Consider the following 11,231-nt stretch of genomic DNA (forward strand, 5'->3'; position numbering starts at 1 on the left):
GGGGTACCCGGGACGGCGGCCGGCGCGCTCCGCCCGGTGAGGGCCGGGTCAGTGCACGGGCCCGGTGTACTTCTCCCCGGGGCCCGCTCCGGGAGCGTCCGGGTGGGGGGAGGCCTCCCGGAAGGCCTTCTGCAGGGCCTGGAGCCCGTCCCGCATGGACGCGGCGTGCGGCCCCAGGTACTCCACGGAGGAGGTGACGAGCCCGGCCAGCGCGGTGATGAGGCGGCGGGCCTCGTCGAGGTCCCGCAGCTCGCTCCGCTCCGGGTCCTCGTCGGCCAGCCCCAGCCGTTCGGCGGCGGCGGACATCAGCATGACGGCCGCGCGGCTGATGACCTCGACGCTGGGGATCGTGGAGAGTTCGCGGACGTCCTGCTCGGCGTCCGGGTCTGCTGGCTGGTGCTCGTTCACGGCTGGTACCCTGACACGTGCGACCAGCCTCCGCGTCAGCGGGGGCGGCAAGTGGAGCACCGCTCCCACCCGGATCGCCGAGAGGCGGACGGGTCCGGTCCCCGGACGGCCGTCGGACACCACATCCGCACGGTGTCCGGCCTCCCGCGTCGGACGCGGGAGCGTGCGCCGTGCGTACGCGGACCGGTCGGAACGCGGGCCCCGAGTGTGTGAACACCGGGGCTTTCTGGCGTTCACGGTGCGGCCATCGGCCCCGGCCGCAGACGTACGAAGAGCACGAACCGAGGAGGCCCCATCAGCGCCGACCCGCGCATCAACGACCGCATCCGCGTGCCGGAGGTCCGGTTGGTCGGACCCAACGGCGAGCAGGTCGGGATCGTCCGCATCGAGGACGCCCTCCGCCTGGCTGGTGAGTCGGACCTCGACCTCGTCGAGGTCGCACCGCAGGCACGCCCGCCGGTCTGCAAGCTCATGGACTACGGCAAGTTCAAGTACGAGAGCGCGCAGAAGGCACGCGAGTCGCGTCGCAACCAGCAGCTCACCGTGATCAAGGAGCAGAAGCTCCGGCCGAAGATCGACCCGCACGACTACGCGACCAAGAAGGGCCACGTGGCCCGGTTCCTCGGCCAGGGGAACAAGGTCAAGGTGACCATCATGTTCCGCGGTCGTGAGCAGTCCCGGCCCGAGTTGGGTTTCCGACTGTTGCAGCGGTTGGCGGACGACGTGGCCGAGCTGGGCTTCGTGGAGGCGACTCCGAAGCAGGACGGCCGCAACATGATCATGGTGCTGGCTCCGCACAAGAACGCCAAGCCGACGCGTGCGAAGGGCGACTCGGAGTAACCGAGCCCGCCGGCACGCCCCAGCGCGGTCCGGCAGCCTCCGGGCTGCCGGATCCCCGCTGACCCGCTCGGTCACCCGGGCGGGACGAACGATTGAGGACGGACATGCCGAAGCAGAAGACGCACAGCGGTGCATCGAAGCGTTTCCGGGTGACCGGTTCCGGCAAGCTGCGCCGTGAGCGCGCTGGCCGCCGCCACCTCCTGGAGCGCAAGGAGAGCCGGCTGACCCGCCGGTTGGAGGGCACCGCCGTCGTCGCCAAGAACGACGTGCCCAAGGTGAAGAAGCTCCTCGGTCTCTGAGGATGACCGGCGCGCTCCGCGCCACCTGACCCCGCCGCCGGCGGTGGACGGGGCGGCGCGGCACCGCAACCAGCACTGACCCAGACCCCCAGGAGCGGCGTCATGCCGCTCCGAGAGATCGACAGGACGGAACCGTGGCACGCGTCAAGCGGGCGGTCAACGCCCAAAAGAAGCGCCGCACGACTCTCGAACTGGCCAGCGGTTACCGTGGCCAGCGGTCCCGGCTGTACCGCAAGGCCAAGGAGCAGGTGCTCCACTCGCTCAACTACGCCTACCGGGACCGGCGGGCGCGCAAGGGCGACTTCCGCAAGCTGTGGATCACCCGGATCAACGCGGCCGCTCGTCAGAACGGCCTGACCTACAACCGGCTGATCCAGGGCCTGAAGCTCGCCGACGTCCAGGTGGACCGGAAGATCCTGGCCGAGCTCGCCGTGAGCGACCCGGCCGCCTTCACCGCGCTGGTCGAGGTCGCCAAGGCCAACCTGCCCGCCACCCCGGCCGCTGAGGAAGCCGCCTGACCGGCTGGGACACCGGCGCCCGCCAGCCGACGGGTGACATCGGACCACGACCCGGGGATGCTTCGATCCGGTACACGGAACGAACGCCCCGGGTCGTCGCCGCGAGACGCCTGACCAGGAGGACCGGCCGGGAGCGGGCCGGCCGCTTCCTGGCGGAGGGCGCGCAGGCGGTTCGCGAGGCGCTCCGGTGGGCCGCCGACGGCGGGGGCCGGGTGCACGAGCTCTTCGTCACCGACCCTGCGGCCGAGCGCAACCCCGAGCTGGTGGCTTCGGCCCACGCCGCCGGTGCCACGGTGAGCCCGCTGACCGAGCGCGCGGCCGACGGCCTCTCCGAGACGGTCACCCCGCAGGGGCTGGTGGCGGTCTGCGACCTGGTGGAGGTCCCGCTGAGCACCGCCCTGGACGGTCGGCCGAGGCTGGTCGCCGTCCTCGCCGGTATCGCGGACCCGGGCAACGCCGGCACGGTCCTCCGGGTGGCCGACGCCGCCGGAGCCGACGCGGTCGTCCTCGCGGGCGACACCGTCGATCCGCACAACGGCAAGTGCGTCCGGGCGTCCACCGGGAGCCTGTTCCACCTGCCGGTCGCTCGGTCCCGCGATCTCGACGCCGTGCTGAGCGCCTGCCGGGCGGCGGGTCTGCGCCTGGTCGCCGCCGACGGCAGGGGCGAAGCCGACCTCCACGACCCCGGGGTGGCCGCGACCCTCCGCCACCCGACGGCGTGGGTCTTCGGCAGCGAGGCCCACGGGGTGCCGGCCGAGGTCATCGCCTCGGTGGACGCCACCGTCCGCGTCCCGCTGTACGGGGCGGCGGAGAGCCTGAACCTGGGGACGGCCGCCGCGGTCTGCCTCTACGCCACGGCCAGGGAACAACGGGCGACGCGTCCCTGACCCGTACTCCGGGCCGTCCGGGCTCCCCGCCCCTGGCACGAGCGCCGGGGGCATCGACATCCCTTCCGCCCCGGCAGGGGCGTCGCACGGAGAGGCGAGATGGCGAAACCGCTGCGGATCACCACCCGCAACGCGCGCTTCCAGCAGTGGCAGGCACTGCTCACCAACCGCACCAAGCGGCAACGGGCCGGCGAGTTCGTCGTGCAGGGCGTGCGGCCGATCTCCCTCGCGGTCGAGCACGGCTGGCGGGTGCGCAGCCTGCTGTTCGACCACGACCGCCGGCTCTCCCGGTGGGCCACCGAACTGCTGGACGCCGTCGACGCGGAGCGGGTCGCGATGGCCCCCGACCTGCTCCGCGAGCTGGGTGAGAAGTCCGAGGAGACGCCCGAGGTGGTGGCGGTCGTCGAACAACGGCCCGACGACCTCGCCCGCCTGCCCACCGGACCGGACTTCCTCGGCGTGGTCTTCGACCGCCCCTCGACACCGGGCAACATCGGTGCCCTGGTGCGGTCTGCCGACGCCTTCGGTGCCTCCGGCCTCGTCACCACCGGGCACTCCGCCGACGCCTACGACCCCAGGTCGGTGCGCGGCAGCACCGGATCGCTGTTCTCCCTGCCCGTCGTCCGCTCACCCAGCCACCGCGAGGTCACCAGGTGGGTCGAGGCGTCGCGGGGCGCCGGGCTGCCCCTCGCCGTCGTCGGCACCGACGAACACGGCACCGTGGACATCGACGAGCACGACCTCACCGGTCCGACGTTGCTGCTCGTGGGCAACGAGACCACCGGGCTCAGCGCGGCCTGGCGGGAGGCCTGCGACGTGCTGCTCCGCATCCCGATCAGCGGCGCGGCCAGCTCGTTGAACGCCGCCAACGCGGGCACCGTCGCGCTCTACGAGGCCGCCCGGCAGCGGGCACGGGCGTCGCGCGGCCGGTGACCGTTCGCCGCCCTCCCGGCCGTCCGCTCCCCGGGCCGCCCGCGAGGGTGCCGCGTCCCAGCTGGGCCGTTCGCCGCGGCTCCGCCGGGGTGCCCACCACCCCCGAGTGGCGGGCCCGGAAGGACGACCACGCCGAACCGCGGGCTGAGAGGAGAGCGTCGTGGCCTACCACCACGCCGTGACGAGGGAGAACTACCAGGACCTCGCGAGCGGGTCCGTGCTGCGTTCGGCGCCGGGGCTGCCGGCGTTCCCGGTGCGCCTCGCCTCCGAGGTGTTCCAACGCGCGGTGGCGCTCCGGGGCCGCTCCGGGCCGGTCACGGTTTGGGACCCGTGCTGTGGGAGCGGCTACCTGGTGACCGTACTCGGCTTCCTGCACCGCGCGGCCCTCTCCGCCGTCGTCGCCTCCGACCTCGATGAACGCGCGCTGTCCCTGGCGCGGGCGAACCTCGCCCTGCTGACCGACCGGGGCCTGACGGCCCGCGCGGCCGAACTCCGCGTCCTCGCCGAGCGGCACGACAAGCCCGGCTACCGGGAGACGGCCGACACCGCGCTGCGGCTGCGGGCGCGTCTCGCCGAGGGCGGGGACGTCCCGGTCACGGTGCTGGCCGCCGACGCCTTCGACCCGGCGCCCGCCGTGGCCGACCGCTTCCGGGAGGGCGGGCCCGACATCGTCCTCACCGACGTCCCCTACGGAGAACGCACCGACTGGCTCGGCCCGGCCGCCTCCGGTGGCACGGCGGGCATGCTGGGCGCGGTCGCCTCGGTGGTCCCGCCGGAGACGGTGCTGGCCGTGGCCACCCGGGGGCGGAAGGTCCCGCTGGCCGGTCTGCGCCCCGCCGAGTCGCTGCGCGTCGGCACCCGGGCGGTGGCCCTGCTCCGAGCCGGCCAGGTCGTCGAGGCCTGCGCGTAGCGCGGCGACGTCACCCCACATCGGGGCTGCCCTGCCTCAGCGACTTGCTGTGTCGACGAATGCTGTCCTCCACCGAGGATCGCAATTCGGGCAGGGTGTCCAGGTGCTCAGCGCAGGACGGCCATTCGGCGTTCACCCGCCGCACGGTGTCCAACGCGCATTCCGCCAGCCCTGCTCCTCCCGCTCCCAACCTGCGTTCGAGTAGCTGGAACAGGGTGACGGAGACGGAGGAGAACCGGCGCGACTTGCGGAACTTCAGCGCCAGGTCCTCCTGTTGTCCGTTGCTGTAGTACGCGGTCGACACGAGGTCGTAGGCGGGGGAGAGTCGTGGACTTCGGGGATCGGTGTAGATCAGCGACCAGTTCTTAAGGTGGCAGTCCCCGTTGGATATCAACACGCAGAAGGTCAGCCGACGCACGAACTCGCGGAGCGACTCGACGTCGTGCTGCCGGTAGACCAGTGAGGCCACGGTTTCGTAGTTCCCGTTGTACTTCCGGTCGGGGTAGAAGTCGCGGACCTGGGCGAGGTCCTCGATGTGAACGGGGCCGCGTTGGTCGTCCCGGTCGAATCACCGGACCGCGTACGCCCACTCCTCCGGACCGCGCCATGCCCGTGGCGGGAGGTGGTCGATCTCGTCGCGGTGCACCAACCTCACCTCGGGAGTGTCGATGCCGACGGCGGAGGCGAGTGTCATCATCGCGAACTCGTTGCGCGGGACCTGCTCGTGTTCGGTGCCGGGCAGCTTGACGATCCAGTCCCCGCCCGCGCCGTAGGCGGGCAGGGTGAACCGCGCTCCCCGGTGCCGCATGGAGAACTTGAGCCCTACCCCGGCGAGGGAGAAACGCCAGCCGGGGGTCTCGTCCGACGAGCCCGGCGGGTGGCACGGCCCCGCGTCCTGGACCTCGGGAGGTGGCTCATCGTCCGGGAGGACCCGCACCGCGCCGGGGAGGTCGTGGCCGACCTGCGCGAGCAGCTCCATCTCCCGGTCTTCCGACACGCCTCGGGCCTCGGCTATCCACCGCTGTTGTTCCCCTTCGGGAAGCAGATTGGAGAACCACGGGGGTAGCCGGAGCGCCGCGGAGTAGTCCAGGCTGGCCTGCTGTTCGAAGTGGAGACCCAGGATGGCGCGGTCCCCGGAGTCCCGGTAGCTCTCGTCCAGGCGGAACCGGCAGTGGTCGCCCCGTGGAAGACGGTGCCCACCCGCTTGTCGTGCAGCCATACCCCGTGCGAGTTCTCAGTCAGCACCGCGTTCCGTTCCCAGGTCCTCGATCACCAGGTCCTCCAGCGGAGGCGTGTCCTCCATGTCCCACTCGCACCACCGGTGCAGGAAGGCGGTCAGCGCCTCGCGGAGGGACCGCGTGCGCGCCGTGAGGAAGTCGACGGGCTGCCCCGAAGCCAAAGCCTCACGCGCCTCGCGGCTGATCGCATGCGAGGCCAGCACCGCGTTCCAGATCGAGGGGGCCAGCAGCGGCGGGCGGGTGGTGAGCCGACTCGCCAGCTCGCCGACCGGCGCCTCGTCGTCGGGGAGGAGCAGGCGGTTCGCGGCCCACCGCCGGTGCTCCTCGTCGAGCAGCAGCCGGTCGAGCACCGTGGGAACGGCCTCCGCAGCCGTGGAACTGCTGTTGAGGAAGGTGGACAGGTGGGACTGGTCGTACGGGATCCCCGTGTTCAATGAGCGCGGGTTCAATGCCCACAGGGCGCAGAGCAGGATCTTCGTCTCGGCGTTGTTCGTGCGGAAGGTGGTGAGCCCGTGCGGCTGTGCCTGCGCGCGGAAGGGTCTGACCTCGGTGAGGAGCCGTTGGACGGACCCGGACTCGTCATCGCTGGTGATCCGACTTCCGAGGACCCGGATCGCGAAGGACGGGCTGCCCCGCCCGATCGCCGACCCCACCGACGCGCTCCGCCAGTACCACCTCCGCAGCAATTGGCGGTTCCGGTGTTTCGGGTGCGGATGCAGGGCGAAGAACCGGGTGAGGACGACCAGGAGGTACCGGTAGGCGAGGAACCCCGTGTGGGGGACGCCGGCTTCGTCCCGCAGGAACCGGATGGCCGCGACCAGAGCCTCACGGCCGCCCTCGAAGGCCGCGTCGCGGTCCTCCCCGGGGAAGTCGAGTGCGCTGCGGCGGTCCTGGGGGGTGAATTCGAGGCGGATGTCCCGCCCCACATCGGAACCTCGTCTGACGAGGATCGCCTGCAGTACCGTGTTGTCGTCGAGCTGCCCGAACCCCTCCTCGTCGTCGAGTTGGTCGCGAATGCGGCCGATGGTCAGACCCGTGGTGGAATCCTCGTCTACCGCGTTCAGCGCGGTGAACACCTCGGCTCGTTTCAACCGCTTGCCGTAGTTGTTCATCCGGTCGAAGATGACCTGCAGGACGGACACGTCTTCGCTCTTGACGACGTTGGCGGGAATGACGTACTGGCGGACGGCCTCGGCGACTTCGCTCGCGAAATCCAGGTAGTCCGCGGCCTCGGGATTGTCGTTGAACCACCGCAGGAACTTGTTCAGGGAGAACAAGGTCGGCAACGGGATGATCCACGGTTCGGTTCGCGTCGGGTGGGGCGATGCGACGCGCTGGGTGCGGAGGTCGTAGGCCACCCGGAAGCGGGGGTCCTGGGCGCCGTCCTCGTGAAGTACGTTGGCCAGGCTCGTGAGGCGCTGTTGACCGTCCACCACCCACAACGCGTCCGGTGCCTCCGCCGCCTCGATGGTCAACGCCCCGAGCGTCACGGGCGTGGCGGGGGCTGGGCGTTGCCACAGCAGCAGGCTGCCGACCGGATAGCCGTGAATGATGCTGTCGAACAGCCGGATGACGTCCTGCCGTTCCCAACGGAAGTTGCGCTGGAAGTGCGGAATCCGGAGCCGGCCGCTCCAGGCGGCCGTGACGAGTTGCTGTAGCTCGTAGGTCTCCGTTTTCGGACGAGAGGACAAACTGCTCACTGCCGATTCCTCTCCGGGTAACTGGCGAGGACGCAACGCCATATGTTCCGTCAGCCGCTCCTCGAGGGCACGTCAGATGTGTACCAGAAGCCCTTCTCCCGCACATGTCCTGGTGGGTGCCCTGCGCCCACCGCCACCGAGTTCCGCCAACAACGGGGATCGACAGCCGGAAATCCACCTCATCCGGTTCGGCTCGGGCCGAGCTGGTGTTCGGTGGCGGTGGATGAACCGTCAGCCCGCGTCCCCGACTGCGGGGGCGGTCAACCGCGGTCTTCGGAAACGTCCGGGTTCCGTCGTGGCCGGGGAGGCACGCGCGGCACGACGACGTGCCGAGGAACCTGGCCCTCAGCTCCCACGAAGTGGAAGTCGTGCCGACGGGAAAAGGACACCCGCCGCACCGATCCGGGCCGAGGGCCGGGTCGCGGGGCGTCGCCACACCGCGGCCTCCGCACGGGTGGATCTGGAGACCGACGGAACCCGGCGTCACTCCGGGTGCGGGCTCCGACACCGGCGCGCGGGGGTCCGGAATGCGGTCGACGAGGGGGTGAACCGACCGCTTAGGATCGGACTGTTCAGCACCCCTGCGACCCGGGAGTCAACCGCGCCCATGTCCGGAGCCAACGACAGCTACGACCCCAAGGAGGTCGCCGCGCTCGCGCCGGAGACCCTGGCGCGTGCGGTGGAGGACGCGGCGTCCGAGTTCGCTGCTGCCGCTGACCTCGACGAACTCCGGTCGGTCAAGCCGGCGCACCTGGGGGACCGCTCCCCGCTGCTGACGGCGCGCCGGGAGATCGGCGCCCTGCCCCCCGCCGCCCGCTCGGAGGCGGGCAAGCGGGTCAACGAGGCGCGGACGCGGATCGAGGCGCTGTTCCAGGAGCGGCTGGCCGTCGTGGAGGCCGAGCGGGACGCGCGTGTCCTGCGGGAGGAGGCGGTCGACGTCTCACTGCCCTGGGACCAGGTGGCTCCCGGAGCCCGGCACCCGATCACGGCGCTGTCCGAGACGGTCGCCGACATCTTCGTCGGCATGGGCTACGAGGTCGCCGAGGGCCCCGAGCTGGAGACCGAGTGGTTCAACTTCGACGCGTTGAACTTCGGCAAGGACCACCCGGCGCGCACCATGCAGGACACCTTCCACGTGGCGCCGGAGGGCTCCGACCTGGTGCTGCGCACCCACACCTCACCGGTGCAGGTGCGCTCGCTGCTGGAGCGCGAGCTTCCCGTGTACGTGGTCTGCCCCGGCCGGACCTACCGCACCGACGAGCTCGACGCCACGCACACCCCGGTCTTCCACCAGGTCGAGGGCCTGGCCGTGGACAAGGGCATCACGATGGCCCACCTCAAGGGAACGCTGGACGCCTTCGCGCGCGGGGTGTTCGGTCCCGACTCCCGCACCCGGCTGCGGCCGTCGTTCTTCCCGTTCACCGAACCCTCCGCCGAGGTCGACGTGTGGTTCCCCGAGAAGAAGGGCGGGGCCGGCTGGGTCGAGTGGGGCGGCTGCGGCATGGTGAACCCGAACGTGCTGCGCGCCTGCGGCGTCGACCCGGACGTCTACTCCGGTTTCGCGTTCGGCATGGGCCTGGAACGCACCCTCCAGTTCCGCAACGGACTGCCCGACATGCGGGACATGGTCGAGGGCGACGTCCGGTTCACCCTCCCCTTCGGCGTCCAGGGCTGAGCGCTCGGCCGCGAGTCACCAACCGCCTCTTCGCAGAAAGGCACTAGCGCGTGCGTATCCCGGTTTCCTGGCTTGCCCAGCACCTGGAGTTGCCGGAGGACACCACTCCGGAGCAGCTGGCCGACGCCTTCGTCCGGGTCGGCCTCGAAGTGGAGGACGTCACTGCCCTGGAGCCGGTGACCGGTCCCCTCGTCATCGGACGGGTGGCCGAGATCGAGGAGCTGACCGGGTTCAAGAAGCCCATCCGGCACTGCCGGGTGGAGGTCGGCACCGCGTTCCCGGAGCAGGGCCAGGGCCAGGAGGCGGGCGACCCGGTCGAGGACGCCGCCGGGCGCCCGGACCTGCGGGAGATCGTCTGCGGCGCCACCAACTTCCGGGAGGGCGACCTCGTCGTCGTCGCGCTGCCCGGAACGGTGCTGCCCGGCGGCTTCGAGATCTCCTCGCGCCGCACCTACGGTCGGACCAGCGACGGCATGATCTGCTCCGCCAAGGAACTCGGCCTCGGTGACGACCACAGCGGCATCCTCGTGCTGCCCTCGGGCACCGCCGAGCCGGGGACGCCCGCCGTCGGGCTGTTGGGCCTCGACGACACGGTGATCGAGCTCGCGATCACCCCCGACCGGGGTTACTGCTTCTCGGTGCGCGGACTGGCCAGGGAGCTGTCCTGCGCCTTCGACACCCGTTTCGCCGACCCGGCCAAGGTCGAGGTCCGGGAGGCCGACGGGGAGGCGTGGCCGACCTCGGTCCAGGACGAGGACCGGGCCCCCCGCTTCGTGTTGACCCGGTTGACGAGCCTCGACCCCACCGCGCCCACCCCGTGGTGGATGCGGCGGCGCCTCATGCTGGCCGGTATCCGGTCGATCTCCCTCGCCGTGGACGTCACCAACTACGTCATGCTCGAACTCGGGCAGCCGCTGCACGCCTTCGACACGACCGCGCTGCGCGGCGATCTGGTCGTCCGGCGGGCGGAGCCGGGGGAGAAGCTGCGCACCCTGGACGGGGTCACCAGGGACCTGGACCCCGACGACACGGTGATCTGCGACGACTCGGGGCCGATCTCGTTGGCCGGCGTCATGGGGGGTGAGACGACGGAGATCGGCCCGAACACCACGGACGTGCTGTTGGAGGCCGCGAGCTGGGAGCCGGTGAGCATCGCCAGGACGGTGCGCCGGCACAAGCTGCCGAGCGAGGCGGCGAAGCGCTTCGAACGCAGCGTGGACCCCGCCCTGCCGGCCAAGGCCCTCGAACGCGCGATGGCGCTGCTGGTCCGCTACGGGGAGGCCACCGTGCACCGGGGGCGGACCGACCTCGGGGCGATCCGCCGGCCGGCGGCGGTCACGATGGCCCTGGACCTGCCCGACCGGGTCGCCGGTGTCCGCTACGAACGTGGCGTCACCGCCCGGCGGCTCAACCAGATCGGCTGCCACATCGAGGTCAGCACGGTGGAGGGCGCCGCCGTGGTCACCGCGTTGCCCCCGACCTGGCGCCCGGACCTCACCCAGCCCGCCGACCTGGTGGAGGAGGTCCTGCGGCTCGAGGGCTACGACACCATCCCCTCGGTGCTGCCGACGGCGCCCGCCGGTCGGGGCCTCACACCGGGGCAGCGCCGTCAGCGCGCCGTGTCGAAGGCGCTCGCGCACGCCGGGTACGTCGAGGCCCTGCCGTTCCCGTTCGTGTCCACCTCGGTGTGGGACGCCTTCGGGCTCGACGAGGACGACCCGCGCCGCCGCACGATGTCGCTGCTCAACCCCTTGGAGGCCGACCGCGCCGAGCTGACCACGACCGTCCTGCCCGGCCTGTTGGACGCGGTCACCCGCAACGTC

10 protein-coding genes and 1 pseudogene are annotated in these 11,231 nt (G+C 71.6%); 8 read left to right on the plus strand and 3 right to left on the minus strand.

What is annotated here, in order from left to right:
* Positions 1-48: 48 nt before the first annotated feature.
* Complete coding sequence (locus ACTIDRAF_RS0218680; RefSeq protein WP_026066262.1) at positions 49-408, minus strand: DUF1844 domain-containing protein; 360 nt, start codon at positions 406-408, stop codon at positions 49-51.
* Between the two features lie 246 nt (positions 409-654).
* Between ACTIDRAF_RS0218680 and infC the strand changes: the two genes are divergently transcribed.
* From infC to ACTIDRAF_RS0218710, 6 genes are all read left to right on the plus strand, one after another.
* Complete coding sequence (infC, locus tag ACTIDRAF_RS0218685; protein WP_081715358.1) at positions 655-1,248, plus strand: translation initiation factor IF-3; 594 nt, start codon at positions 655-657, stop codon at positions 1,246-1,248.
* Between the two features lie 104 nt (positions 1,249-1,352).
* Positions 1,353-1,547, plus strand: a complete 195-nt coding sequence (gene rpmI / locus ACTIDRAF_RS0218690; RefSeq protein ID WP_016700249.1) for a 50S ribosomal protein L35 — start codon at positions 1,353-1,355, stop codon at positions 1,545-1,547.
* Between the two features lie 134 nt (positions 1,548-1,681).
* On the plus strand, positions 1,682-2,065 hold the full coding sequence (gene rplT, locus ACTIDRAF_RS0218695) for a 50S ribosomal protein L20 (RefSeq protein ID WP_016700250.1): 384 nt from the start codon (positions 1,682-1,684) through the stop codon (positions 2,063-2,065).
* 65 nt (positions 2,066-2,130) lie between these two features.
* Positions 2,131-2,952, plus strand: coding sequence for a TrmH family RNA methyltransferase (locus ACTIDRAF_RS0218700; protein WP_085944867.1), 822 nt, complete (start codon positions 2,131-2,133; stop codon positions 2,950-2,952).
* 99 nt (positions 2,953-3,051) lie between these two features.
* Positions 3,052-3,885, plus strand: a complete 834-nt coding sequence (locus ACTIDRAF_RS0218705) for a TrmH family RNA methyltransferase (RefSeq protein WP_016700252.1) — start codon at positions 3,052-3,054, stop codon at positions 3,883-3,885.
* Between the two features lie 160 nt (positions 3,886-4,045).
* The gene (locus ACTIDRAF_RS0218710) at positions 4,046-4,795 is read left to right on the plus strand and encodes a hypothetical protein (RefSeq protein WP_016700253.1); all 750 of its coding nucleotides are present in this window, start codon (positions 4,046-4,048) and stop codon (positions 4,793-4,795) included.
* Positions 4,796-4,805: 10 nt separating this feature from the next.
* Here the strand turns inward: ACTIDRAF_RS0218710 and ACTIDRAF_RS29720 are convergent.
* Positions 4,806-6,014 (minus strand): annotated as a pseudogene (locus ACTIDRAF_RS29720) (type II toxin-antitoxin system HipA family toxin).
* A gap of 15 nt (positions 6,015-6,029) precedes the next feature.
* On the minus strand, positions 6,030-7,733 hold the full coding sequence (locus ACTIDRAF_RS0218720) for a DUF262 domain-containing protein (protein ID WP_016700256.1): 1,704 nt from the start codon (positions 7,731-7,733) through the stop codon (positions 6,030-6,032).
* A gap of 607 nt (positions 7,734-8,340) precedes the next feature.
* On the opposite strand from ACTIDRAF_RS0218720, the gene pheS reads away from it, so the two are divergent.
* Together pheS and pheT are read left to right on the plus strand one after the other, a co-directional pair.
* Positions 8,341-9,408 (plus strand): phenylalanine--tRNA ligase subunit alpha, encoded by a 1,068-nt coding sequence (gene pheS, locus ACTIDRAF_RS0218725; RefSeq protein ID WP_016700257.1) that lies wholly within the window; start codon positions 8,341-8,343, stop codon positions 9,406-9,408.
* Between the two features lie 50 nt (positions 9,409-9,458).
* A partial coding sequence (pheT, locus tag ACTIDRAF_RS0218730) for a phenylalanine--tRNA ligase subunit beta (RefSeq protein ID WP_026066263.1) occupies positions 9,459-11,231 on the plus strand: 1,773 nt, incomplete at its 3' end.

Origin of the sequence: Actinoalloteichus spitiensis RMV-1378 (assembly GCF_000239155.1) — a bacterium.
Taxonomy (GTDB): Bacteria; Actinomycetota; Actinomycetes; order Mycobacteriales; family Pseudonocardiaceae; genus Actinoalloteichus_B; species Actinoalloteichus_B spitiensis.

What these genes read in the sequence shown, in the direction of transcription:
- rpmI (WP_016700249.1), top strand. Translation starts at nt 1,353, where the DNA reads ATGCCGAAGCAGAAGACGCACAGCGGTGCATCGAAGCGTTTCCGGGTG.
- ACTIDRAF_RS0218705 (WP_016700252.1), top strand. Translation starts at nt 3,052, where the DNA reads ATGGCGAAACCGCTGCGGATCACCACCCGCAACGCGCGCTTCCAGCAG.
- pheS (WP_016700257.1), top strand. Translation starts at nt 8,341, where the DNA reads ATGTCCGGAGCCAACGACAGCTACGACCCCAAGGAGGTCGCCGCGCTC.